Annotated in this window: 22 protein-coding genes; 18 read left to right on the plus strand and 4 right to left on the minus strand. The window is 60.1% G+C overall.

The annotated features are described in order from the left end of the window. Positions 1 to 130: 130 nt before the first annotated feature. Positions 131 to 1,420, minus strand: a complete 1,290-nt coding sequence (gene gltA / locus ACPYOP_RS26995) for a citrate synthase (RefSeq protein WP_481413333.1) — start codon at positions 1,418 to 1,420, stop codon at positions 131 to 133. 281 nt (positions 1,421 to 1,701) lie between these two features. Between gltA and ACPYOP_RS27000 the strand changes: the two genes are divergently transcribed. After that, positions 1,702 to 4,161 (plus strand): ComEC/Rec2 family competence protein, encoded by a 2,460-nt coding sequence (locus ACPYOP_RS27000; protein WP_481413334.1) that lies wholly within the window; start codon positions 1,702 to 1,704, stop codon positions 4,159 to 4,161. Here ACPYOP_RS27000 and lexA read toward each other — a convergent pair. After that, positions 4,142 to 4,864, minus strand: a complete 723-nt coding sequence (lexA, locus tag ACPYOP_RS27005) for a transcriptional repressor LexA (protein WP_481413335.1) — start codon at positions 4,862 to 4,864, stop codon at positions 4,142 to 4,144. The genes ACPYOP_RS27000 and lexA overlap by 20 nt on opposite strands. A 423-nt stretch (positions 4,865 to 5,287) precedes the next feature. Here lexA and ACPYOP_RS27010 point away from each other — a divergent pair, with 423 nt between their 5' ends. The 14 genes from ACPYOP_RS27010 to ACPYOP_RS27075 all read left to right on the plus strand — a co-directional run bounded on the left by ACPYOP_RS27010 (position 5,288) and on the right by ACPYOP_RS27075 (position 17,965). Beyond that, entirely contained in the window at positions 5,288 to 6,175 is an 888-nt protein-coding gene (locus tag ACPYOP_RS27010) for a VOC family protein (RefSeq protein WP_481413336.1), read from the plus strand. Continuing rightward, positions 6,172 to 7,011 carry a 3-deoxy-8-phosphooctulonate synthase gene (gene kdsA, locus ACPYOP_RS27015; protein ID WP_481413337.1) on the plus strand — a complete coding sequence of 280 codons (840 nt, stop codon included), beginning with the start codon at positions 6,172 to 6,174 and terminating at the stop codon, positions 7,009 to 7,011. Before ACPYOP_RS27010 ends, kdsA begins: the two co-directional genes overlap by 4 nt. 149 nt (positions 7,012 to 7,160) lie before the next feature. Next, the gene (gene eno, locus ACPYOP_RS27020; RefSeq protein WP_092845195.1) at positions 7,161 to 8,435 is read left to right on the plus strand and encodes a phosphopyruvate hydratase; all 1,275 of its coding nucleotides are present in this window, start codon (positions 7,161 to 7,163) and stop codon (positions 8,433 to 8,435) included. A gap of 221 nt (positions 8,436 to 8,656) precedes the next feature. After that, complete coding sequence (locus ACPYOP_RS27025) at positions 8,657 to 8,968, plus strand: FtsB family cell division protein (protein ID WP_481413338.1); 312 nt, start codon at positions 8,657 to 8,659, stop codon at positions 8,966 to 8,968. Between the two features lie 158 nt (positions 8,969 to 9,126). After that, on the plus strand, positions 9,127 to 10,170 hold the full coding sequence (gene pdhA / locus ACPYOP_RS27030) for a pyruvate dehydrogenase (acetyl-transferring) E1 component subunit alpha (protein ID WP_481413339.1): 1,044 nt from the start codon (positions 9,127 to 9,129) through the stop codon (positions 10,168 to 10,170). Between the two features lie 18 nt (positions 10,171 to 10,188). Then, positions 10,189 to 11,571: a pyruvate dehydrogenase complex E1 component subunit beta gene (locus ACPYOP_RS27035; RefSeq protein WP_481413340.1), complete on the plus strand. Its 1,383-nt coding sequence runs from the start codon at positions 10,189 to 10,191 to the stop codon at positions 11,569 to 11,571. Positions 11,572 to 11,586: 15 nt separating this feature from the next. Further along, a complete protein-coding gene (locus tag ACPYOP_RS27040; protein WP_481413341.1) occupies positions 11,587 to 12,939 on the plus strand; it encodes a pyruvate dehydrogenase complex dihydrolipoamide acetyltransferase in 1,353 nt (450 codons plus the stop codon). A 25-nt stretch (positions 12,940 to 12,964) separates the two neighbouring features. After that, entirely contained in the window at positions 12,965 to 13,606 is a 642-nt protein-coding gene (locus ACPYOP_RS27045) for an SGNH/GDSL hydrolase family protein (RefSeq protein WP_481413342.1), read from the plus strand. A 52-nt stretch (positions 13,607 to 13,658) separates the two neighbouring features. After that, positions 13,659 to 15,122 (plus strand): dihydrolipoyl dehydrogenase, encoded by a 1,464-nt coding sequence (gene lpdA / locus ACPYOP_RS27050; RefSeq protein ID WP_481413343.1) that lies wholly within the window; start codon positions 13,659 to 13,661, stop codon positions 15,120 to 15,122. A 55-nt stretch (positions 15,123 to 15,177) separates the two neighbouring features. Continuing rightward, positions 15,178 to 15,432 (plus strand): GlsB/YeaQ/YmgE family stress response membrane protein, encoded by a 255-nt coding sequence (locus ACPYOP_RS27055; protein ID WP_481413344.1) that lies wholly within the window; start codon positions 15,178 to 15,180, stop codon positions 15,430 to 15,432. A 70-nt stretch (positions 15,433 to 15,502) separates the two neighbouring features. Continuing rightward, the gene (locus ACPYOP_RS27060; protein ID WP_481413345.1) at positions 15,503 to 15,751 is read left to right on the plus strand and encodes a GlsB/YeaQ/YmgE family stress response membrane protein; all 249 of its coding nucleotides are present in this window, start codon (positions 15,503 to 15,505) and stop codon (positions 15,749 to 15,751) included. A 36-nt stretch (positions 15,752 to 15,787) separates the two neighbouring features. Then, positions 15,788 to 16,759, plus strand: a complete 972-nt coding sequence (lipA, locus tag ACPYOP_RS27065; RefSeq protein ID WP_481413346.1) for a lipoyl synthase — start codon at positions 15,788 to 15,790, stop codon at positions 16,757 to 16,759. Positions 16,760 to 16,915: 156 nt separating this feature from the next. Beyond that, positions 16,916 to 17,509, plus strand: a complete 594-nt coding sequence (locus tag ACPYOP_RS27070; protein ID WP_481413366.1) for a P-loop NTPase family protein — start codon at positions 16,916 to 16,918, stop codon at positions 17,507 to 17,509. 9 nt (positions 17,510 to 17,518) lie between these two features. Then, a complete protein-coding gene (locus tag ACPYOP_RS27075; RefSeq protein WP_481413347.1) occupies positions 17,519 to 17,965 on the plus strand; it encodes a type II toxin-antitoxin system RatA family toxin in 447 nt (148 codons plus the stop codon). Positions 17,966 to 17,977: 12 nt separating this feature from the next. On the opposite strand, the gene ACPYOP_RS27080 is transcribed toward ACPYOP_RS27075, so the two are convergent. Continuing rightward, a complete protein-coding gene (locus ACPYOP_RS27080) occupies positions 17,978 to 18,475 on the minus strand; it encodes a CinA family protein (RefSeq protein ID WP_481413348.1) in 498 nt (165 codons plus the stop codon). Next, positions 18,472 to 19,692 (minus strand): bifunctional 2-C-methyl-D-erythritol 4-phosphate cytidylyltransferase/2-C-methyl-D-erythritol 2,4-cyclodiphosphate synthase, encoded by a 1,221-nt coding sequence (locus ACPYOP_RS27085; protein ID WP_481413349.1) that lies wholly within the window; start codon positions 19,690 to 19,692, stop codon positions 18,472 to 18,474. Before ACPYOP_RS27085 ends, ACPYOP_RS27080 begins: the two co-directional genes overlap by 4 nt. A 220-nt stretch (positions 19,693 to 19,912) precedes the next feature. Between ACPYOP_RS27085 and dusB the strand changes: the two genes are divergently transcribed. From dusB to ntrC, 3 genes are read left to right on the plus strand one after another with little or no spacing between them, the layout of a single operon-like run. Then, on the plus strand, positions 19,913 to 20,938 hold the full coding sequence (dusB, locus tag ACPYOP_RS27090) for a tRNA dihydrouridine synthase DusB (RefSeq protein WP_481413350.1): 1,026 nt from the start codon (positions 19,913 to 19,915) through the stop codon (positions 20,936 to 20,938). Further along, complete coding sequence (locus ACPYOP_RS27095; RefSeq protein WP_481413351.1) at positions 20,935 to 22,092, plus strand: two-component system sensor histidine kinase NtrB; 1,158 nt, start codon at positions 20,935 to 20,937, stop codon at positions 22,090 to 22,092. The genes dusB and ACPYOP_RS27095 overlap by 4 nt, the downstream gene beginning before the upstream one ends. Continuing rightward, positions 22,089 to 23,540 carry a nitrogen regulation protein NR(I) gene (gene ntrC, locus ACPYOP_RS27100; protein ID WP_481413352.1) on the plus strand — a complete coding sequence of 484 codons (1,452 nt, stop codon included), beginning with the start codon at positions 22,089 to 22,091 and terminating at the stop codon, positions 23,538 to 23,540. Before ACPYOP_RS27095 ends, ntrC begins: the two co-directional genes overlap by 4 nt. The last annotated feature ends 196 nt before the right edge of the window (positions 23,541 to 23,736 follow it).

Consider the following 23,736-nt stretch of genomic DNA (forward strand, 5'->3'; position numbering starts at 1 on the left):
CCTTTTCTCAGTCGCAGAATGCCGCAACTATTTCAAAGCCGCCGGCTATGAGGCCAGATAAATGCGACACGCTTTAACCCATAAAAAAACCGGTCATCTCTGACCGGTTTTTTTATTTCAATATTGATGCTTAGCGCTTGGAAACAGGCACATATTCGCGCAGCGGAGCGCCGGTATAGAGCTGGCGCGGACGGCCGATGCGCTGATGCGGATCCTCGATCATTTCGTTCCACTGAGCGATCCAGCCGACCGTGCGGGCGAGAGCGAACAGAACGGTGAACATGGTCGTGGGGAAGCCGAGAGCCTTCAGCGTGATGCCCGAGTAGAAGTCGACGTTCGGGTAGAGCTTCTTCTCGATGAAATATTCATCCGTCAGAGCGATGCGTTCGAGTTCGATCGCGATATCGAGCAGCGGATCGTCCTTGATGCCGAGCTCGCCAAGAACTTCGTGCGCGGTCTTCTGCATGATCTTGGCGCGCGGATCGTAGTTCTTGTAGACGCGGTGACCGAAGCCCATCAGGCGGAACGGATCGTTCTTGTCCTTGGCGCGGGCAATGTACTCCGGAATGCGATCGACGGAGCCGATTTCGCTGAGCATGTTCAGTGCTGCTTCGTTGGCGCCGCCGTGCGCCGGACCCCAGAGGCAGGCGATGCCTGCTGCAATACAGGCGAACGGATTGGCGCCGGAAGAGCCTGCCAGACGAACCGTCGAGGTCGACGCATTCTGCTCATGGTCGGCATGCAGGATGAAGATACGGTCCATGGCGCGGGCAAGCACCGGATTGACGACATAGTCTTCGCACGGAACGGCAAAGCACATGCGCAGGAAGTTGGACGCATAGTCGAGATCGTTCTTCGGATAAACGAAGGGCTGGCCGATGTGGTATTTGTAGGCCATGGCGGCGAGCGTCGGCATCTTGGCGATCATGCGCAGGCTTGCGACCATGCGCTGATGCGGATCGGTGATGTCGGTCGAGTCGTGATAGAAGGCGGAGAGCGCGCCGACGCAGCCGCACATGACGGCCATCGGATGGGCGTCGCGGCGGAAGCCGGTGAAGAAGCGCGACATCTGCTCGTGCACCATCGTGTGGTGGGTCACACGATAATCGAAGTCCTTCTTCTGCGCGGCCGTCGGCAGTTCGCCGTAGAGAAGGAGGTAGCATACTTCGAGGAAGTCGCCGTGTTCGGCCAGCTGATCGATTGGATAGCCGCGATGCAGCAGAACGCCTTCGTCGCCATCGATATAGGTGATGCTGGACTCGCACGATGCGGTCGAGGTGAAGCCAGGATCGTAAGTGAAAGTGGAGGTGTTCTTATAAAGGGCACCAATATCAATGACACTTGGGCCGATGGTTCCGGTCTTCACCGGCAAGTCCACCGTCTTTTCACCCCAAGTTAGTTTCGCGCTTTGTTCCGTCATGCTGATCCTCCAAGATTTGGCGGGATTGGCGCCATAAAAAGCGCCAAAAGGTTAAGCGACTACCGACTAGCTATATGATCCAGAGCCTAATGCCAAGTTATCCCACCGCCGAATTGTGCATTGCGGTATCAACTTTTGGGCACTGCGGTGGCGCCATTGACGAGGCTGCGCTGGGAAACCGGCTCTATTTCGTCTCTCCTATGCCGATTTCGATTGAAATCACTGCACGGTGACGGCAAAAATCGCGCCAAAGCTGTAGTTTTGCGTGGGGGCGGCGGCGAGTGCCTAATTTGGAGGCAACGGAGCAGCGTGAAGATGGCCGGGATGTCGCTGCGCCTTTGCAGCTTCGCCCTGCTGTCGCGACGATTATGCTTCGCGCCAAAGTGCCGCAAGGAGAGCGGACGCAGGATTACGCGCCGCTGACATCGCGTCTCCTCTTAGCCGCAGGCCGCATTCGAGGCAGCATTGCCCGGCTGGTCGAAGAGGAGGCTGCACATGGCCGCGCCATCCTTTTCGCGCCGATCTATATGGGTCTCGGTGCGATCCTCTGGTTCGAAGCTGGCAGCGATCCACCGCCGCAAGCCGTGCTGGCGGGCCTGTTTGTCTTTGCCGCCAGCTTCGCGTTCCGGCGGGAAGCGGGAAGGCTGTTTCGCCACCTGCTTTTCGCCGGCATGCTCATTTGCCTCGGCATGACGCTGGCTCAATGGGAAAGCTGGCGGGCTTCCACTGTCATGCTCGACTCGGCGGTGACCACGACCGTCACGGGCAGCGTCGAGCGACGTGAATCCTATGACAATGGAGGCTGGCGCTATGTCGTCCGGGTCGAGGCGACGGAAAAGCCTACGATTCGCCGTTCGCCGGAACGGGTCACGATCTTCATACGCAAGCAGGTAAAACCGTTCGACCTCGGCGACCGCATCCAGGGCAGGGCGCGTTTGACGCCGCCGTCCGGGCCGGCTCTACCTGGCCTCAACGATTTCGCCTTCAGCTCCTATTTCAATGGCATCGGTGCGAATGGTTTCGCTTATGGCAGCCCAGACTTGCTATCTCCATCCGGTGATAGTGCAAATTCGCTGTTGGACAAGGCTGATATCTGGCTTGCCGGCCTGCGCAACGGCATTGGCGACAGGATCAGGGAAACCTTGCCGGGAGATACGGGCGCCTTTGCCGCGGCGCTCGTCACCGATGAGAGACGTGCGATCTCCAAGGATACGACCGAGTCGCTGCGAATTGCCGGTCTCACTCACATCATTGCAATTTCAGGCCTGAACATGGCGCTGTCGGCCGGCATCTTCTATGTCGGCCTGCGCTATCTGTTCAGCTTGTTTCCGGGAGTTGCGCAGGCATGGCCGACCAAGAAATTCGCCGCCTTCGGCGCGCTTTTGACGGTGACGGCCTACTACCTCATTTCGGGTTTTGGCGTATCCGCTGAGCGCGCTTTCATCATGATGGCGATCATGCTGGTGGCCGTGCTTTTCGATCGGCCGTCGCTCAGCCTTCGCAATGTCGCGCTATCTGCCATCGTCATCCTCATTCTGTCGCCGTCGCAGGTGCTGGGCCCAAGCTTTCAGATGTCCTATGCCGCGACGCTGGCGCTGGTCTCGGGCTATTCGCTATGGAAACGACGACGGCCTCGCGAAAACATCCTCTCGCGTGTCCGTCTGTTGAGCCCGCTGCTCTTCGTCTCGCGCTTCTTCGGTGGCGTGCTGTCGACCTCGTTCATCGGTGGCGCATCGACGGCCATCTTCTCGATCGAGCATTTTCACCGGCTGGCGACATATGGGCTTGCCGCCAACCTCGCGGCCATGCCGGTGGTCTCTTTCATTGTCATGCCGTTCGGCATGGCGGCAATGCTGCTCATGCCCTTCGGCCTGGACGGGCCACTCTGGAAAGTCACCGGCGAGGGACTGGAGCTCGTCATCCTGATCGCCAAAACCGTGGCTGGTTGGGGAGGCGACATCACCTTCGGCCGCCAACCCGGCTGGTTGATGCCGACCTTCATTGCCGGCTTCCTGATCATGACCATGTTGCGGAGCCGGCTTCGCCATCTGGGCCTGCTGTTGCTGCTTTCATCCACTGGCGTGGCTGCATTCGGCTCCGCCGTGCCGAAGCCGGATCTGATGATTTCCGAGGACGGTGTTCTGGTTGCGCTGCGGCAGGACGATATACTCGCCACAAATCGCGAAAGGCCGCAGGCCTTCATTTTCGAACAATGGCAGAAGGCGCTGGTCGCAACCGAACACCAGCCTCCCATTATTCTCCCCAGTGACAGCCGGCTTCCGCAGATCAACAAGACGACCGATCGCCGTAGGCGATTAAGCAGCGAAGAACAGAAAGCGGTCCGCAAGGCAATGGAAGAGGCGCTGGATCGGACGATGCAAGGAAGTTTCGCCTGTCAGAAGGGCGCGTGGTGCGTGGCGATGCTCGATAATGGCGCCATGTTGGTCACCATCGAAAATGCTGCCTATCTGCCGCCGGCTTGCGATACCGCGCAAATCGTCGTCACATCGATCCGGCTGCGGCTCGATCATTGCCGCTCCGGCGCAATGCTCATAACCGGCGCAACATTGCGGCGAACTGGCTCTCTCGAAATGACCCTCGGCGCAGATACGCCAACCGTTTCGACGGCATTCAAAAACCCGCAGCGACCATGGACGCGGCATCGAACTTACGATTGGCGCGCAGACAAGTTCGCCACGCCAATCACGCTGAAATCACCGGTCAGTGATAACGCCGAATAAGGCCGACGAGCTTCCCTTGGACCTTGACGCGATCCGGCCCGAAGATACGGGTTTCATAGGCTGGGTTGGCGGCTTCCAGCGCGATGGAGGCGCCCTTGCGGCGGAAGCGCTTCAGCGTCGCCTCTTCGTCGTCGACGAGCGCAACGACGATATCGCCGGGATTGGCCGTCGTCGAATTGCGGATGATGACCGTGTCGCCATCGAAAATTCCGGCGTCGATCATCGAATCGCCCCTGACCTCCAGTGCATAATGCTCGCCGGAGCCGAGCATATCGGCGGGAACGGTAATGTCATGCGTATTGTTCTGAATGGCGGAAATCGGAACGCCGGCGGCGATGCGCCCCATGACCGGTACCGATACCGAACTGTTCTGGTCGTCGTTGGCAACTTTCGCCGGGGCGGGCGGCGCGACCGGCTGAGATTTGCCGAGACTGCCCTCGATAACGCTCGGCGAAAAGCCACGACGCGGCTGCAGGCTCGAATTATAGGCCTCCGGCAGCTTGATGACTTCGAGCGCTCGCGCCCTGTTCGGCAAGCGGCGAATGAAGCCTCGTTCCTCGAGCGCCGTGATCAGACGGTGAATGCCGGATTTTGATGCCAGATCCAGTGCGTCCTTCATTTCGTCGAAAGATGGCGGGACACCGGACTCTTTCATCCGCTCGTGAATGAAGAGAAGCAGTTCCTGCTGCTTGCGAGTCAACATCGTCTTGGAACCCCAAATCAAGAAAATCGTCGTGAAACAAATCCAGAACGGACACTATATGTTCCATATGTGTTCCGCAAGTGCTTAAATTTCAGTAAAGCTTCGCCGGGCCGATCAAATAATTGCCGTCATCGAATGGATCGCTTGAAATTCCTCGGGAATTATATCCGCGCTAATTCAGCGATAAATATGAGAAATGCCGCTTTGTTCGCTTTATGGACGCTTCACCTCTATCCTGTTCACTTCAAGTGCGGATAAAGACGACGGTTGTCACCTAAGCCGGCTACAGTTGAGAATCAGCGCGTTCCCGTTGTCAGGGTGCATCCGACTCACATTCTCTTGCGCCTTCACAGCTTGGCTTTCGTCTTGAATTGAGCATTGTATGGGCGCAAATCTGCTCTCGCAGGCAAACAAGGGAGGACCATGACTTTGTCGCCGCATCCGCTTGATCATCTCGTGCTGCCGACCGTCAACATCGCTCTGGCGCGCGAGCGCCTGGGCAAGCTGGGCTTCACGGTGGCTCCGGATGCCCGCCATCCTTTCGGCACGGAAAATGCCTGCGTCTTCCTTGCCGACAAGACCTATCTCGAACCTTTGGGCGTAGCATCGCAGGAACAATGCGAGACGAGCATTGCCGACGGCAATGTCTTCGTTGCGCGCGACCAGGCCTATCGCTTCCGCGTCGCCGAGGATGGATTTTCGGCCCTGGTTTTCGGCACGGAGGATGCCGTTAGCGATGACGAGCGTTTCAATGCGGCCGCGATCTCGGCTGGGCGCATGCTGGATTTCTCCCGGCCGATGAAGATGCCGGATGGAACGGAAACCACGGCCGGTTTTCGTCTCGCATTTGCGGCCGATCTGCGCGCGCCGGATTTCCTGGCCTTCTGCTGCCAGCGCATCAATCCGCTGCCGGCCGATCGCAGCGCGCTCGAGCGTCACGAAAACGGCGTGACCGGCATCGCGCGGGTGGCGCTTTCCGCGCTGAAACCAGCGGCGTATCGCACCTTCTTCGAAGAGATCGTTGGCGGCCCGCGGGTCTCGGAACACTCCTTCGGCCTGACGATCAAGGCAGCCAATGTCGATGTGGAAGTTTTGACGCCGGAAGGAATGGAAGCATTCTACGATTTGCCTGTTCACACCAGCGATCCCGGGCTGAGAGCACGCGCAATCCTTTTCAAAACGCGCGATCTTTCCGTGACATCGTCGCATTTCACTGCTAACGGCGTCACCTACACGCGTAAGAACAATCGTATACTGGCAAGGCTGGCGCCCGGACAGGGCGCATTATTCGCCTTCGAGGAGATAGCATGAGCACGAATTCCGAAGTCACCGTCGGCGAGGGTGCCTCCAAGGTCCTCTTTTCCAATACCGCCAAGCTGTCGCTGATTGCCGGCCCCTGCCAGATGGAGAGCCGCGACCATGCTTTCATGGTCGCCGGAGTTCTGAAGGAGCTCTGTGGTAAGCTCGGCATCGGCCTTGTCTACAAATCCTCCTATGACAAGGCGAACCGGACCTCTCTGTCAGGCAAGCGCGGCATCGGCTTGGAAAAATCCATGGAAGTCTTTGCCGACCTCAAGAAGGAATATGGCTTTCCGGTTTTGACTGACATTCACACGGAAGAGCAGTGCGCTGTCGTCGCCAAGACGGTCGATATCCTGCAGATCCCGGCTTTCCTGTCGCGCCAGACCGATCTCCTGGTTGCAGCCGCCAAGACCGGCCGTGTCGTCAACGTCAAGAAGGGTCAGTTCCTCGCGCCGTGGGATATGAAGAACGTGCTTGCCAAGCTCAATGAGAGCGGCAATCCGAATATTCTTCTGTGCGAGCGCGGTGCCTCCTTCGGCTATAACACGCTGGTTTCGGATATGCGCTCGCTACCGATCATGGCGGCCATGGGCGCGCCTGTCATCTTCGATGCGACCCATTCCGTACAGCAGCCCGGCGGGCAGGGCGGTTCTACCGGCGGCGACCGTCGATTCGTCGAGACGCTGGCGCGCGCCGCAGTCGCTGTCGGCGTCGCGGGTGTTTTTGTCGAGACGCATGAGGACCCGGACAATGCGCCCTCGGATGGCCCGAACATGGTCTATCTGAAGGATATGCCGCGGCTTTTGGAGAAGCTGCTGGCCTTTGACGCCGTGGCCAAGGCCTAAGAAATATCAGGCATTCAACAGGCTGACATGAATTTGCTTTACGCGGCCTGCAGGAGTGCCAAATCGGGGCGCGGATCGGCATTGAAATTTCCGTGCCTTCGATTAAGACGATTTAAATCGATTTATAAACCAGCGAGCAGGAAGCTATCATGACCGCAATCACCGACATTATCGCCCGCGAGATTCTCGACAGTCGTGGCAATCCGACCGTCGAAGTCGATGTCTACCTCGAAGACGGCAGCATGGGCCGCGCGGCGGTTCCGTCGGGCGCGTCGACCGGCGCGCATGAGGCCGTCGAGCTTCGCGATGGCGGCAAGCGCTATCATGGCAAGGGTGTTGAGAAGGCCGTCGAAGCCGTCAATTCGGAAATCTTCGATGCCATCGGTGGCATGGATGCCGAAAACCAGATCCAGCTCGACAACATCATGATCGAACTGGACGGCACGCCGAACAAGTCGCGCCTGGGCGCCAACGCCATCCTCGGCGTCTCGCTCGCTGTTGCCAAGGCCGCCGCCCAGAGCGCCAACCTGCCGCTCTACCGCTATGTCGGCGGCGCCCATGCCCGCCTCCTGCCGGTCCCGATGATGAACATCATCAACGGCGGCGCCCACGCCGATAACCCGATCGACTTCCAGGAATTCATGATCCTGCCGGTCGGCGCTGAATCCATCCGCGATGCCGTGCGCATGGGCTCGGAGATCTTCCACGTCCTCAAGAAGGAACTGGCATCGCAGGGCCACAACACCAATGTCGGTGACGAAGGCGGCTTTGCACCGGGCCTCTCCAGCGCCCCGGCAGCTCTCGACTTCATCATGAAGTCCATCGAAAAGGCCGGCTACAAGCCGGGCGAGGAAATAGCTCTCGGCCTCGATTGCGCCTCGACTGAATTCTTCAAGGACGGCAAGTACGTGCTCGAAGGCGAGGGCCGCACGCTGGAATCCGGCGCGATGGCCGAATATCTGGCCGAACTGGCCGCCAAGTACCCGATCGTTTCGATCGAAGACGGCATGGCTGAAGACGACTGGGAAGGCTGGAAGACGCTGACCGACCTGATCGGCAAGAAGACCCAGCTCGTCGGCGACGACCTGTTCGTCACCAACTCCGCTCGCCTGCGCGACGGTATCCGCATGGGCGTTGCCAACTCGATCCTCGTCAAGGTCAACCAGATCGGCTCGCTGACCGAGACCCTCGATGCCGTCGAGACCGCGCACAAGGCCAACTACACGGCCGTCATGTCGCACCGCTCGGGCGAAACGGAAGATTCCACCATTGCCGATCTGGCGGTTGCCACCAACTGCGGCCAGATCAAGACCGGCTCGCTGTCGCGTTCCGACCGTCTGGCCAAGTACAACCAGCTCATCCGCATCGAAGAAGCGCTCGGCCCGCAGGCAAAGTATGCCGGCCGCTCCATCCTTCGTGGCTGATATCTGATCCGCGGGATCCGCTTGGATCTGCGACCAGATTATTCGCTGAAATCGAACCGCGCCTTCGGGCGCGGTTTTTTGTTGGCCCGCGCAGTTAGAGTCAACGGACGGTTAATCTCTGCCGGTTAAATTAGCTCTAGGTGTTTGATTTGATGTGATCTTGTCCGAAGCGGTATTGGCTTCGGAGCGGGATTGCCTAAAGCCAGAGCGTTCGAGCGAGTATGTGGACAAAGTATCATAAGAAGAGAAAGTTCGGGCGCTTCATTCTTCCCGCCATCACCATCGCCTTCGTGAGCTATTTCGGTTATCATTGCATCCATGGCGATTACGGTCTTAAGGCGACCGAAGTATTCGAGCAGCGCCGCGTCGACCGCGCCAAGGAATTGGCGGATCTGGTCACCAAGCGCGAGCACCTTGAAAAGGAGGTCACGCTCCTGAGTGATGGCTCCCTGGACAAGGATATGCTCGATCAATATGCGCGCTATCAGTTGACCTATTCCAAGGCGAACGAGATCGTCATTTTCAACAAATAGCCACAATTAACCGAATTTCGGTTAATCAAGTTTTCGCAAGTTATATCAATAACTTGCGAAGAATATGAGCCATGCAATTATAGCATTGCTGTGGCGGACAATCTTGCCTATGTTACGCCTCACCACAAAAACGAGGCTACTCACACAGGGAGGGTTGAATGGCGCCGCGAAAAAACGCGACCGTTTCCAGCCGTAAGACAGCATCAAGGCCTGCCAAGGAAACCAATGGCGGCCCGATCGCAGATTTCGATCGCGATGCGGAGCTCAAGGCTTATCGTGAGATGCTCCTGATCCGCCGCTTCGAAGAAAAGGCCGGCCAGCTTTACGGCATGGGCTTCATCGGCGGCTTCTGTCACCTTTATATCGGCCAGGAAGCTGTCGTCGTCGGCATGCAGCTGGCGCTGAAGGATGGCGACCAGGTCATTACCGGCTATCGCGACCACGGCCATATGCTGGCAACCGGTATGAGCGCGCGCGGCGTCATGGCTGAACTCACCGGACGCCAGGGCGGCTATTCCCGAGGGAAGGGCGGCTCCATGCACATGTTCTCCAAGGAAAAGAATTTCTACGGCGGCCACGGCATCGTCGGCGCCCAGGTGTCGCTCGGCACCGGCCTCGGCTTTGCCAACTGGTATCGCGGCAATGACAATGTCAGCGTCGCTTATTTCGGCGATGGCGCCGCCAACCAGGGCCAGGTCTACGAAAGCTTCAACATGGCGCAGCTCTGGAAGCTGCCGGTGATTTTCGTGATCGAAAACAACCGTTACGCCATGGGCACGTCGACCGCTCGCGCCACGGCGCAGGCAGACTTCTCCAAGCGCGGTGCATCCTTCGGCATTCCTGGCCTCCAGGTTGATGGCATGGACGTACGCGCCGTCAAGGCCGCGGCTGACGAAGCCGTTGCGCATTGCCGCTCCGGCAAGGGCCCGATCATCCTGGAAATGCTGACCTACCGTTATCGCGGCCACTCCATGTCCGACCCGGCCAAATACCGTTCCAAGGACGAAGTGCAGAAGATGCGCTCCGAGCACGACCCGATCGAACAGGTCCGTATCCGCCTTCTCGAAAAGGGCTGGGCGAGCGAAGACGATCTGAAGGATATCGACAAGGATGTCCGCGACATCGTCGCAGACAGCGCCGATTTCGCCCAGAACGATCCGGAGCCGGATGCATCCGAGCTCTACACCGACATTCTGCTCTAAATCGGGGAGGGACGATCCATGCCCATCGATATTCTCATGCCCGCCCTTTCTCCGACGATGGAAGAGGGTACCCTTTCGAAATGGCTCAAGCAGGAAGGCGACAAGGTCGTTTCCGGTGACGTCATTGCCGAAATCGAAACCGACAAGGCCACCATGGAAGTGGAAGCCGTTGACGAAGGCACAATCGGCAAGCTGCTGATCGACGCCGGCACCGAAGGCGTCAAGGTCAACACCAAGATCGCCATCCTTCTGCAGGACGGTGAATCCGCCGATGCCATTTCGTCCGCAAAGGCTGCACCCGCCGCCGAGCCGGCAAAGACCGAAGCTCCTGCCGCCGCTCCGGCGCCTGCTGCTGCACCCGTTCCGGCCCAGCCGAAGGTTGCCGCAGCCGCTGATCCGGAAGTTCCGGCCGGCACGGAAATGGTATCGATGACGGTGCGTGAAGCGCTGCGCGACGCAATGGCCGAAGAAATGCGCGCCAATGCAGACGTCTTCGTCATGGGCGAAGAAGTTGCGGAATACCAGGGCGCCTACAAGGTAACCCAGGGCCTGCTTCAGGAATTCGGCGCACGTCGCGTGATCGACACCCCGATCACCGAGCATGGCTTTGCCGGTATCGGCGTCGGTGCTGCGATGGCCGGCCTTCGCCCGATCGTCGAGTTCATGACCTTCAACTTCGCCATGCAGGCGATCGACCAGATCATCAACTCCGCCGCCAAGACGCTCTACATGTCCGGCGGCCAGATGGGCGCTCCGATCGTCTTCCGCGGCCCGAACGGTGCGGCAGCCCGCGTCGGCGCTCAGCACAGTCAGGATTATGCAGCCTGGTACAGCCATATTCCGGGCCTCAAGGTCGTCATGCCCTACACGGCAGCCGACGCCAAGGGCCTGCTCAAGGCTGCGATCCGCGATCCGAACCCGGTCATCTTCCTTGAGAACGAAATCCTCTACGGCCAGCATTTCGATGTGCCGAAGCTCGATAATTTCGTGCTGCCGATCGGCAAGGCCCGCATCCATCGTCCGGGCAAGGACGTCACGGTCGTCTCCTTCGGCATCGGCATGACCTATGCCACCAAGGCTGTCGCCGAGCTGGAAGCCCAGGGCATCGATGTCGAACTCATCGACCTGCGCACCATCCGCCCGATGGATCTGCCGACGATCATCGAATCGGTCAAGAAGACCGGCCGTCTGGTCACCGTCGAGGAAGGCTATCCGCAGTCCTCCGTCGGCACGGAAATCGCCACCCGCGTCATGCAGCAGGCTTTCGATTATCTCGATGCGCCGATCCTGACGGTCGCCGGCAAGGACGTGCCCATGCCTTACGCCGCCAACCTCGAAAAGCTGGCGCTTCCAAGCGTCGCCGAAGTGGTCGATGCGGTGAAGGCCGTTTGCTACAAATAAGGGGAGGGCTCATCGATGCCTATCAACATCACTATGCCTGCCCTCTCGCCGACCATGGAAGAGGGTAACCTCGCCAAGTGGCTCGTCAAGGAAGGCGACAAGATCAAGTCCGGCGACGTGCTCGCCGAGATCGAGACTGACAAGGCAACGATGGAAGTCGAGGCCGTCGATGAAGGCACCGTCGCCAAGATCGTCGTTCCTGCCGGCACCGAAGGCGTGAAGGTCAATGCCCTGATCGCCGTGCTCGCCGCCGATGGCGAGGATGTCGCGGCTGCAGCATCAGGCGCTGGTGCCGCTGCTGCTCCGGCAGCCAAGGAAGCTCCGAAGGCGGAAGCTGCGGCTGCTCCGGCTCCGGCAAGCGTTTCGGCTCCTGCTGCTGCACCTGCAGCCGTTGCATCGGCTCCGGCCGCAAATGACGGTCATCGCACCTTCGCTTCGCCGCTCGCACGCCGCCTTGCCAAGGAAGCCGGCATCGATGTGACAGCTGTTTCCGGCACAGGCCCGCATGGCCGCGTCATCAAGAAGGACGTCGAAGCTGCCGTTTCCGGCGGCACCGCCAAGGCTGCTCCTGCAGCAGCACCGGCTGCACAGCCGGCCGCCGCTGCTGCTCCGGCCGCTGCGAAGGGCATGTCCGACGACGCCGTGCTCAAGCTGTTCGAGCAGGGTTCCTACGAGCTCGTGCCGCATGACGGCATGCGCAAGACGATTGCAAAGCGCCTGCAGGAATCGAAGCAGACGATCCCGCACTTCTACGTTTCGGTCGATTGCGAACTAGACGCGCTGCTGGCGCTCCGCACGCAACTCAACGATTCCGCTCCGAAGTCGAAGGACGGCGTTCCGGCCTACAAGCTCTCGGTCAACGACATGGTCATCAAGGCCCTGGCACTGGCACTGCGCGATGTTCCGGATGCCAATGTCTCCTGGACTGACAGCGCGATGGTCAAGCACAAGCATGCCGATGTCGGCGTTGCCGTCTCCATTCCCGGCGGCCTGATCACCCCGATCATCCGCAGCGCCGAGCAGAAGACGCTCTCCACCATCTCCAACGAGATGAAGGACTACGGCAAGCGCGCCAAGGAGCGCAAGCTGAAGCCCGAGGAGTATCAGGGCGGCACCACCGCCGTGTCGAACATGGGCATGATGGGCGTGAAGAACTTCGCCGCCGTCGTTAACCCGCCGCATGCGACCATCCTGGCCGTCGGCGCGGGCGAACAGCGCGTCATCGTCAAGAAGGGCGAGATGGTGATTGCCAACGTGATGACCGTCACGCTGTCGACCGACCACCGCGCCGTCGACGGTGCGCTCGGCGCCGAGCTCCTGGCAGCCTTCAAGGGCTACATCGAAAACCCGATGGGGATGCTCGTCTGAGCCTTACTGCGACACGGAGGCATGAATGACCAAGACTGTTCTGTGTTACGGCGACTCGCTGACATGGGGCTACAGCGCCGAGACGGTCGGCCGTCATGCCTATGAAGATCGGTGGCCGAGCGTGCTGCAAAAGGCGCTCGGCAGCCAGGTCCGCGTCATCCCGGAAGGGTTGAACGGCCGCACCACTGCTTTCGACGATCATTTGGCCGATTGCGACCGTAACGGCGCGAGGATCCTGCCGACGATCCTGCAAAGCCACAATCCGCTCGATCTCGTCGTCATCATGCTCGGCACCAATGACATGAAGCCGGTTGTCGCCGGTTCGGCTTTCGCCGCTCTGCAGGGCATCAGCCGGTTGGTCCAGCTCGTGCGCAATCATGCGTGGGGGTTCGACTATGAGGTGCCCGATATCCTCATCGTCGCTCCGCCGGCAATCACCGAGACGGCCAATGCGGCCTTTGCGGCCAGCTTTCTCGGCGCGGTCAAGGAATCGGCCAAGCTGCCGACGCTCTACGGCGATCTGGCCGATGAGCTCGGATGCGGCTTCTTCGATGCCAATACGGTCGCCGTCACCACGCCGCTCGATGGCGTTCATCTCGATGCGGAAAACACCCGGGCGCTCGGTCGCGGCCTCGAGCCGATCGTGCGGATGATGCTCGGTCTCTGACACATTCAAGGCGCCGGCTCCGATCCGCCGCCACCAATAAGGCAGGAAACACATGGCTGAGAATTACGACGTCATTATCATCGGCTCCGGTCCCGGCGGTTATGTCGCCGCCGTGCGCGCCGGCCAGCTTGGCCTGAAGACCGCGATCGTCGAACGCGAGCATCTGGGCGGCATCTGCCTCAACTGGGGGTGCATTCCAACCAAAGCGCTGCTCCGTTCGGCCGAAATTCTCGACCATTCCAACCACTTGAAAGATTATGGCCTCGTTCTGGAAGGGAAGGTCAGCGCGGATGTGAAGGCGGTCGTTGCCCGCTCGCGCGGCGTTTCCGCCCGCCTCAACCAGGGCGTCGGCTTCCTGATGAAGAAGAACAAGATCGACGTCATTTGGGGCGAAGCCAAGATCACCAAGGCTTCGACAGGCGCTCAGCCTGGCGAGATCGTCGTCAGCAAGTCGACCAAGCCCGTCGTCGAGCCGCAGCATCCGGTGCCGAAGAACGTCAAGGGCGAGGGCACCTACACTGCCAAGCACATCATCGTCGCGACCGGCGCCCGTCCGCGCGCGCTGCCCGGCATCGAGCCGGACGGCAAGCTGATCTGGACCTATTTCGAAGCGCTGAAGCCGGATTTCCTGCCGAAGTCGCTGCTCGTCATGGGCTCGGGTGCCATCGGCATCGAATTTGCGAGCTTCTACCGTTCGATGGGTGTCGATGTCACCGTCGTCGAAGTTATGCCGACCATCATGCCGGTCGAGGATGCCGAAATCTCCGGCATCGCCCGCAAGCAGCTCGAAAAGCGCGGCCTGAAGATCTTCACCAAGGCGAAGGTCACGAAGGTCGACAAGGCCGCCAACTCGATCACCGCCCATGTCGAAACCGAAGACGGCAAGGTCCAGCAGATCACGGCCGACCGCATGATCTCGGCCGTCGGCGTTCAGGGAAACATCGAAAACCTCGGCCTCGAGGCGCTCGGCGTGAAGACCGATCGCGGCTGCGTCGTCATCGACGGCTACGGCAAGACCAATGTTCCCGGCATCTACGCGATCGGCGACGTTGCCGGTCCGCCGATGCTGGCCCACAAGGCCGAGCACGAGGGCGTCGTCTGCATCGAGAAGATCGCCGGACTGCCGAACGTTCATCCGACGGACAAGGGCAAGGTTCCGGGTTGCACCTATTGCCAGCCGCAGGTCGCCTCCGTCGGCCTGACCGAAGCCAAGGCCAAGGAACTCGGCCACGATATCCGCGTCGGCCGTTTCTCCTTCGTTGCCAACGGCAAGGCGATTGCGCTTGGCGAAGACCAGGGTCTCTGCAAGGTCATCTTCGACAAGAAGACCGGTGAGCTTTTGGGCGCGCACATGGTCGGCGCCGAGGTTACCGAACTCATCCAGGGATTCGTCGTCGCGATGAACCTCGAGACGACGGAAGAGGAACTGATGCACACGATCTTCCCGCATCCGACCGTTTCAGAAACGATGAAGGAAGCGGTGCTGGACGCCTATGGCCGGGTGCTGAACGCTTGATAATTTCCTGCCATGCCCTTTATCCAAAGGGTGGAAATCAGGAAAGGAAATCAACATGTCTATCACGACGGAAGGTTGGATCGTCTTTCTTCTCATCGGCCTGGTCGCGGGTTTCCTCGCGAGCCTGATCGTCGGAGGAGGCGGGCTCATCAGTTGCCTGGTGAGCGGCGTGATCGGCGCTTTCGTAGGCGGTTTCCTGTTTCATTATTTCGGGATATCGCTCGGTATTGAAAATGCGCTTGTCGTGGAGATCATCCATGCCACGGTCGGCGCGATCATCGTGGTGCTGTTGGCGAGGTTGATCGTCTAGAGCATCGTCGCTAAGACGCAACGCGAAGCCCGGCAGGACAGTCCTTAAGGGCGCCCGAAATGAGGGTTTGATGGAAAGTGTCGGTTGGCTGGGTCTGATCATCATCGGCGGTCTCGCGGGTTGGCTCGCGGGCAAGCTGATGGATGCGCGCTATGGCATCATCCTGAACATCATCCTCGGCATCGCCGGCTCGGTGGTCGCGGCAGGGCTTCTGGTGGCCATGCATGTCGGCGTACCCGGCGGCCGGCTCGGCTTTTTCATCACCGGTTTCATCGGTGCATGCATTCTGATATTCCTCGCCAAATTCGCTCGGCGATGAAGGGCCGCATTTCAAGCGGCGGAAAGTAGACGTTTCATGGTCACCATTCTCGATACGATCAATCCGGACGCCAAGCGCGTACGACACCCGGAGAAGGCGCATCGGCCGGATACGGAAGTCCTGCGCAAGCCGGACTGGATCCGAGTGAAGGCACCGACATCGAAGGGCTATGCCGAGACCCGCTCGATCGTGAAGGAGCACAAGCTCGTCACGGTCTGCGAGGAAGCCGGCTGCCCGAATATTGGCGAATGCTGGGATAAGAAGCACGCCACCTTCATGATCATGGGCGAGATCTGTACCCGCGCCTGTGCCTTCTGCAACGTCGCGACCGGCAAACCGAATGCACTCGACATGGCCGAACCGGAAAACGTCGCCAAGGCCGTCAAGCAGATGGGCCTCAGCCATGTTGTCATCACGTCCGTCGACCGCGACGATCTGGCGGACGGCGGTGCCGAGCACTTCGAGAAGGTAATCTGGGCTATCAGAGCCGCTTCGCCGACGACCACGATCGAGATCCTGACGCCGGACTTCCTGAAGAAGCCGGGCGCGCTGGAGCGCGTCGTCGCCGCCAAGCCCGATGTCTTCAATCACAATATGGAAACGGTCGCCGGCAACTATCTGACCGTTCGTCCCGGTGCACGCTACTTCCATTCGATCCGCCTGCTGCAGCGGGTGAAGGAACTGGACCCCACAATGTTCACCAAGTCCGGCATCATGGTCGGCCTCGGCGAAGAGCGAAACGAAGTGCTGCAGCTGATGGACGACCTGCGCACAGCCGATGTCGATTTCTTGACGATCGGCCAGTATCTGCAGCCGACGCGCAAGCATCATCAGGTGATGAGCTTCGTGACGCCGGAAGAGTTCAAGTCCTACGAGACGGTCGCCTATAGCAAGGGCTTCCTCATGGTCGCTTCCAGCCCGCTCACGCGCTCGTCTCATCATGCCGGCGATGATTTCGAGCGTCTGCGCGCCGCTCGCGAAAAGAAGCTGATGCTGGCTGCCGAATAAGCGCACCAAATTACATCTTGCCATTCGAACGAACCGCGGCGATTGTGCCGCGGTTTTTGTTCGTGCCGTCATCTCTTTGTCATCGGCGCGGCCTAGGGAACACGCCGCCGTTTGTTATCGGTTTCGGCGCTTTAGATGAGACTATGGAGCTGGACCGTGGAGCAGATCGTCGCGCCGCAGGCACTGTCTCGTGCCGTTGACCTGGATGAAGGGGCGACCCTTCTTAAAAAGGCGAATCGTATCCTCGTTATGGGTTGTTCCGGTGGCGGCAAGTCGACGCTGTCGCAGAAGATCGCTGCCCGCTTCGGCCTCGCCTATATCTCGATCGATCGGGACATATTGTGGCTGCCGGGCTGGATTCAACGCGACAGGGCTGAGCAGCGTTCGATCATCCTCTCCATGATTGAAGGCGAGCACTGGATCATGGACGGCACGAATCCCTCGACATTCGATATCCGCCTGCCGCGCACCGATTTCGTCATTTGGGTGCGGATGCCGCGACTGCTTTGCATTTGGGGCGCCGTCTCGCGCTGGCTCAAATGGATTGGCCGCACGCGGCCCGAGATGGCGCCCGGATGCAAAGAGAAGATCGATTGGGAGTTCCTGCGTTTCATCTGGACGTTCGAAGAGAAGTTTACGCCCCGCGTCGTCGCCGGCCTCGTCGAGCACGGCCCAAACGTGCCCGTTTTGCAGCTGAAATCCCGCGGCGAAATGCGTCAGCTTCTTGATCTTCTTGGCCGTCCTGCTTAATTGCGGCTCATGCCTCAATTCGAAACTCATCGCCCCGTTCCGCATTCGCCCGACCAGATGTTCGACCTTGTCGCCGATGTGGAACGCTATCCTGAATTCCTGCCGCTTTGCGAGGCGCTCACGGTCCGCAACCGCAAGGAGCGCGACGGCAAGATCCTGCTGATTGCCGATATGACCGTCGGTTACAAGGCGATCCGCGAGACCTTCACGACGCAGGTGCTGCTGAACAAGGCGGAGCGCGCGATCGATGTGAAATATATCGATGGGCCCTTCAAATATCTCGACAATCGCTGGCGCTTTACGCCGTCGGAAAACGGCGGCTGCAGCATTGATTTCTTCATCGACTATGAATTCAAGAGCCGCATCCTCGGCGCCCTGATGGGATCGATGTTCGACCGGGCTTTCCGCATGTTCACGGATGCCTTCGAGACGCGCGCGAGCAAAATCTACGCTTGAAGCTGCGCGCGGTCATTGGCCGAGCGTGACGAGCATCTCCAGCGCCGTGTTCAAAGTGGCCAGCCGAACCTTGTCGCGGCCGATATCGCCATAACGCATTTCGCGATGGATGAGTGCGCCGCTGCGTGCCTTGGCGGCGAGGTGGACGAGCCCGACGGGTTTTTCCGCGGAGCCGCCGCCAGGCCCGGCGATGCCGGTGACGGCCACGGCGAAGTCGGCACGGGAGCGGAAGAGGGCGCCATGTACCATCTGCAGCGCCGTTTCCTTTGAAACCGCTCCGAACTGCGCCAGCGTCTGCTCCTGAACGCCGAGCATCTCCATCTTTGCGGTATTAGTATAGGTCACGAAACCGCGATCGACCACGGCGGATGAGCCGGGGATTTCCGTCAACGCACCGGCGATCAGCCCGCCGGTGCAGGATTCGGCCGTCGCTACCATCCAACCCTTTTCGGTGAAGTCCGCGACGATCTTTCGTGCGAGCGCGAGAATCTCGTCCGGGAAATGCATCATGCCTTGCCTCCGCGATAGACGACGGTTGCCGTCGCGATGGCCGCGATGCCTTCGCGGCGGCCGACGAAGCCAATCGTCTCGTTTGTCGTTGCCTTGACGGAGCAGCGCTCGAGGCTGATGCCCAGAAACTCGGAAAGCTTGGCGCGCATCACGTCACGATGCGGCCCGACTTTCGGCGCTTCGGCGATCAACGAGACATCCGCATTCATGATGGTGCCGCCACGCTCGCGCACGATCTTGGCCGCATGCTCGATGAAGACACGCGACGGGGCGCCTTTCCACTGCGGATCGGAGGGCGGAAAATGGTCGCCGATATCACCGGCGCCGCATGTGGCGAGCAAGGCGTCGGTCAGGGCATGCAGAGCAACATCGGCGTCTGAGTGCCCCTTCAATCTCTGATCATGCGGAATGAAGACGCCGCAAAGGGTGACGCCGTCGCCGGGCTCCAGCTGGTGCACGTCATAGCCATTGCCGGTGCGAACGTCGGGTAGCAGGCCGGCACTCAGCTTTTCGTCCGCCATGGCAATATCCCTCTTGATGGTCAGTTTCACATTGTCGGCGCTGCCGGTCACGAGCGTTACCGGCAGATTGCACCATTCCGCGATCGCCGCATCATCGGTGAAATCGGTCTTGCCGTCAGCCTCCGCTTTTTCATGCGCGGCAAGAATATCGGCAAAGCGAAAGGATTGCGGCGTCTGCGCGGCGTGAAGTCCGGCGCGAGGGACGGTTTCGACGACCAGCCCGTTTGCATCGCCGCGTTTCAGTGTGTCGGTGACGGCCATGGCTGGCAGCACGGCCGGCGCACCCCCTGCAAGGGCTGCGGCAACGCGATCCAGCAGACTATGGTCGAAGAAGGGGCGCACGGCATCATGGATCATCACATGCGTCACGCCGCTTCCATTCAGCTGTCGAAGTCCGGCAAGCACGGATTGCTGGCGTGTCGTGCCGCCGAAGGCGATCTCGACGTCAGGCATGCCGGCAACCTGCTCCAGCGCCGAGCGGAGCAGCTTTTCATCGTCGCGATGAATGACGACGACGATCTTTGCCGTCTGCGGCCATGTCACGAATCTTTCAAGCGTATGCGCAATAACCGCTCTGCCGCCGATCGGGCGATATTGCTTGGGACCTTCTTCTGGAGAGCCCGCCCGTTCGCCGCGCCCGGCGGCAACGATCACGATTCCCACCGACAGCGGTTGAGTTGAATGCATTTGCGTCATAACCCCCGAAGGATAAAGGCTCGTCTCCGGCATGGCTTTGAAAGCGTGGAGCTTTCTTTTGAACAAGCACATGCTAAATAGATCGCCAAACGAGATCCTGCTTCAGCAGGGTCTATCGCCTCGACTGAGTATTTTCCAGCATCTGCCCAAAAAATATCGGGATTCTTCAAACCCCCTTGGCAAACTTTCAAAGCGTGTCTAAAAATAGTGCAGATGTACAGTGTGCCCGAAAGATAATCATTTGCTTTCTTCCCAGCTTGCAGCCCAATTTTCCATCGGTTCCGTGCCCATTCGAAATCGTGTGATTCTGGCACCGATGTCGGGCGTGACCGATCTTCCTTTCCGGCAGCTCGCCTTGCGTTACGGCGCCGGTCTGGTCGTTACCGAAATGGTCGCAAGCCGCGAACTCGTGCAGGATACGGCTGAATCCTGGGCGCGTCTGAAAAGCGCTGGGCTGAAGCCGCACATGGTGCAGCTTGCCGGCCGCGAGGCGCATTGGATGGCCGAGGCTGCAAAGATCGCCACGGACAATGGCGCCGATATCATCGATATCAATATGGGCTGCCCCGCCAAGAAGGTGATTGGCGGCTATTCTGGCTCGGCACTGATGCGCGATCCGGATCATGCGCTGACATTGATCGAAGCGACGGCCCGTGCGGTGAACATTCCCGTCACGCTGAAGATGCGGCTCGGCTGGGACGAAAATTCCATCAACGCGCCTTATATCGCGCGGCGTGCCGAAGAGGCCGGTATCCAGCTCGTCACCATTCATGGTCGCACCCGCATGCAGTTCTATGAGGGCAGGGCGGATTGGGATGCGATCCGCGCCGTGCGCGATGCCGTCTCCATCCCGCTTGTCGCCAATGGCGATGTCGAGACGGCGGAAGACGCGCGGGAAATCCTGAGGCGCTCCGGGGCCGACGCCTTCATGATCGGCCGCGGTTGCCAGGGCCGCCCGTGGCATGCGGGCGTATTGGCTGGCCATCGCGAGCCGGGCCGCGAGGAGATCGTCGAGATCGCGCTCGAACATTATCGCATGATGCTGGAGTTCTACGGCGAAGCAGTCGGCATTCGCCACGCCCGCAAGCATCTGGCCTGGTATCTCGATCGCTATGCGCCGGCGACGACAGGTGCCCACAAGGCAAAAATCATGACGTCGAAAGAGAGCGGCGAGGTGGCCGCATCCTTCCATGCCGCGCTGCAGGCAGGCGCCGATCTCGCCCAATGCGTCCAGGAGGCTGCATGACTTCGAAATCCAGCTCCGGCGCCGGGGACGCCTCGGCCAATTCCGTGGCCATGGCCGTTCTCAACGCGATCCAGAACCCCGTCGTGATGGTCGACGAGGCGGGGCTGATCGCCTTCGCCAACTGGGAGGCGGAGGCCTTCTTCGGCGCCAGCGCCTCGCATCTGTCGCGCTACAAGATTTCGACCTTCATCCCCTTCGGCAGCCCCTTGCTGGCGCTGATCGACCAGGTGCGCGAGCGCCGCGCGCCAGTCAACGAATATCGTGTCGATCTGAGTTCGCCGCGCCTAGGGCAGGACAAACTGGTGGATATTTACGTTGCGCCGGTTTCCAGCGACCCAGGCTCCGTGGTGGTCGTATTCCAGGAACGCTCCATGGCGGACAAGATCGACCGGCAGCTGACGCATCGCGCCGCCGCCCGTTCGGTCACCGGTCTTGCCTCCATGCTGGCGCATGAGATCAAGAATCCTTTGTCGGGCATTCGTGGTGCCGCCCAGCTGCTCGAGCAGTCGGTCGAGGACGACGATCGCGCGCTGACGCGCCTCATCTGCGACGAGACGGACCGTATCGTCTCGCTGGTCGACCGCATGGAGGTCTTCTCAGACGAGCGGCCTGTCGATCGCGTCCCCGTCAACATCCATTCCGTGCTCGATCATGTGAAGGCAGTCGCCAAGGCCGGTTTTGCCCGCAACATCAAGCTTTCCGAAAATTACGACCCGTCGCTGCCGGCGGTCTTCGCAAATCGCGACCAGCTCGTGCAGGTCTTCCTCAATCTGGTGAAGAATGCCGCCGAGGCGGTGGGTGACCGGCAGGATGGCGAAATCATGCTGACGACGGCCTATCGCCCCGGCATCCGGCTTTCGGTCGCCGGCACGCGCGAGAAGATTTCCTTGCCGCTGGAATTCTGCGTCATCGATAATGGTCCCGGCGTGCCGTCCGACCTCGTCCCGCACCTCTTCGATCCGTTCATCACTACGAAGACGAACGGAACCGGCCTCGGCCTTGCACTGGTCGCCAAGATCATCGGCGATCATGGCGGCATCGTCGAATGCGACAGCCAGAACCATCGCACCACTTTCCGTGTTTTGATGCCTGCCTCCAAGGGCATCACCTCAGAAGACGCCCCCCTTCCGAACTCTACAGGGACTACTCGATGACAGCCACGATCCTTGTCGCCGATGACGATGCGGCCATCCGCACCGTGCTCAACCAGGCTCTGAGCCGTGCGGGTTACGATGTGCGCATTACATCCAACGCCGCCACACTCTGGCGTTGGGTCTCGGCCGGCGAAGGCGACCTCGTCGTAACCGACGTCGTCATGCCTGACGAAAACGCATTCGACCTGCTGCCGCGCATCAAGAAGGCAAGACCGGATCTGCCTGTGCTTGTCATGAGCGCGCAGAACACCTTTATGACGGCGATCAAGGCGTCGGAGAAGGGCGCTTACGATTACCTTCCGAAGCCGTTCGACCTGACGGAGCTGATCGCCATCGTCGGCCGTGCCCTGTCTGAGCCGAAGCGCAAGCCGGCGAAGCTCGATGATGATATGCAGGACGGCATGCCGCTTGTCGGACGTTCGGCTGCGATGCAGGAAATCTACCGCGTGCTCGCGCGCCTGATGCAGACCGATCTGACGCTGATGATCACCGGCGAATCCGGCACCGGCAAGGAACTGGTGGCGCGCGCCCTGCATGATTACGGCAAGCGCCGCAATGGGCCTTTCGTCGCCATCAACATGGCGGCTATCCCGCGCGATCTGATCGAATCCGAACTGTTCGGCCATGAGAAGGGTGCTTTCACCGGCGCGCAGACCCGCTCGACCGGCCGTTTTGAGCAGGCCGAGGGCGGTACGCTGTTCCTCGATGAAATCGGTGACATGCCGATGGATGCGCAGACGCGCCTGCTGCGCGTGCTGCAGCAGGGCGAATATACCACCGTCGGCGGCCGCACGCCGATCCGCACCGATGTCCGCATCGTTGCCGCCACCAACAAGGATCTGAAGCAGGCCATCAATCAGGGCCTGTTCCGCGAGGATCTCTATTACCGCCTCAATGTGGTGCCGCTGCGCCTGCCGCCGCTGCGCGACCGTGCCGAGGATATTCCCGACCTCGTGCGCCATTTCATCACCCAGGCGGAAAAAGAAGGGCTTGGCTCCAAGCGCTTCGACCAGGAAGCGCTTGAGCTGATGAAGGCCTATCCATGGCCCGGCAACGTTCGCGAGCTGGAAAACCTTATCCGCCGGCTGATGGCGCTTTATCCGCAGGATGTCATCACCAAGGAGATCATCGACGCGGAACTGCGCGCCGACGTGCCCGACAGCCCGATCGAAAAGGGACCGGTCCGCACCGGCTCCATGACCATCGCCCAAGCGGTGGAGGAAAACATGCGGACCTATTTCGCCGGTTTCGGCGACAACCTGCCGCCGCCTGGCCTTTACGACCGCGTGCTGACGGAAATGGAATATCCGCTGATTCTCGCGGCCCTGACCGCGACGCGCGGCAATCAGATCAAGGCCGCCGATCTTTTGGGCCTCAACCGCAATACGCTGCGCAAAAAGATCAGAGAACTGGGAGTTTCGGTTTATAGAAGCTCCCGAACAGCTTGACAACGCGATCCGATGCGTTGCATTTTCGCCACAATGCGTTGCTTAAAGGTCACGCAGTTGATTCGTCGTTTTTGCAGTGGCGATTCATTTGACCTGCTTTTCGGGAAACGAGAGTTCGTCAGATTTTTCAGCCTCTTGCAAGGGTGACGTGAAGTAAAGGTTTCGCTCCTGTGCGAAACCGATAGACAGCTCCCGC

The sequence above is a fragment of the Rhizobium sp. KNZ2-6A genome, from assembly GCF_056755475.1.

Bases quoted from the DNA above. Each gene is read 5' to 3' on its own strand.
- ACPYOP_RS27055 (WP_481413344.1), top strand. From the start codon at position 15,178: ATGTCTATCACGACGGAAGGTTGGATCGTCTTTCTTCTCATCGGCCTG.
- ACPYOP_RS27040 (WP_481413341.1), top strand. From the start codon at position 11,587: ATGCCTATCAACATCACTATGCCTGCCCTCTCGCCGACCATGGAAGAG.
- gltA (WP_481413333.1), bottom strand. From the start codon at position 1,420: ATGACGGAACAAAGCGCGAAACTAACTTGGGGTGAAAAGACGGTGGAC.
- pdhA (WP_481413339.1), top strand. From the start codon at position 9,127: ATGGCGCCGCGAAAAAACGCGACCGTTTCCAGCCGTAAGACAGCATCA.
- lexA (WP_481413335.1), bottom strand. From the start codon at position 4,864: ATGTTGACTCGCAAGCAGCAGGAACTGCTTCTCTTCATTCACGAGCGG.
- ACPYOP_RS27085 (WP_481413349.1), bottom strand. From the start codon at position 19,692: ATGACGCAAATGCATTCAACTCAACCGCTGTCGGTGGGAATCGTGATC.
- ACPYOP_RS27045 (WP_481413342.1), top strand. From the start codon at position 12,965: ATGACCAAGACTGTTCTGTGTTACGGCGACTCGCTGACATGGGGCTAC.
- ACPYOP_RS27010 (WP_481413336.1), top strand. From the start codon at position 5,288: ATGACTTTGTCGCCGCATCCGCTTGATCATCTCGTGCTGCCGACCGTC.
- ACPYOP_RS27075 (WP_481413347.1), top strand. From the start codon at position 17,519: ATGCCTCAATTCGAAACTCATCGCCCCGTTCCGCATTCGCCCGACCAG.
- ntrC (WP_481413352.1), top strand. From the start codon at position 22,089: ATGACAGCCACGATCCTTGTCGCCGATGACGATGCGGCCATCCGCACC.
- ACPYOP_RS27035 (WP_481413340.1), top strand. From the start codon at position 10,189: ATGCCCATCGATATTCTCATGCCCGCCCTTTCTCCGACGATGGAAGAG.
- ACPYOP_RS27095 (WP_481413351.1), top strand. From the start codon at position 20,935: ATGACTTCGAAATCCAGCTCCGGCGCCGGGGACGCCTCGGCCAATTCC.
- ACPYOP_RS27080 (WP_481413348.1), bottom strand. From the start codon at position 18,475: ATGATGCATTTCCCGGACGAGATTCTCGCGCTCGCACGAAAGATCGTC.
- eno (WP_092845195.1), top strand. From the start codon at position 7,161: ATGACCGCAATCACCGACATTATCGCCCGCGAGATTCTCGACAGTCGT.
- ACPYOP_RS27060 (WP_481413345.1), top strand. From the start codon at position 15,503: ATGGAAAGTGTCGGTTGGCTGGGTCTGATCATCATCGGCGGTCTCGCG.
- kdsA (WP_481413337.1), top strand. From the start codon at position 6,172: ATGAGCACGAATTCCGAAGTCACCGTCGGCGAGGGTGCCTCCAAGGTC.
- lipA (WP_481413346.1), top strand. From the start codon at position 15,788: ATGGTCACCATTCTCGATACGATCAATCCGGACGCCAAGCGCGTACGA.
- ACPYOP_RS27025 (WP_481413338.1), top strand. From the start codon at position 8,657: ATGTGGACAAAGTATCATAAGAAGAGAAAGTTCGGGCGCTTCATTCTT.
- lpdA (WP_481413343.1), top strand. From the start codon at position 13,659: ATGGCTGAGAATTACGACGTCATTATCATCGGCTCCGGTCCCGGCGGT.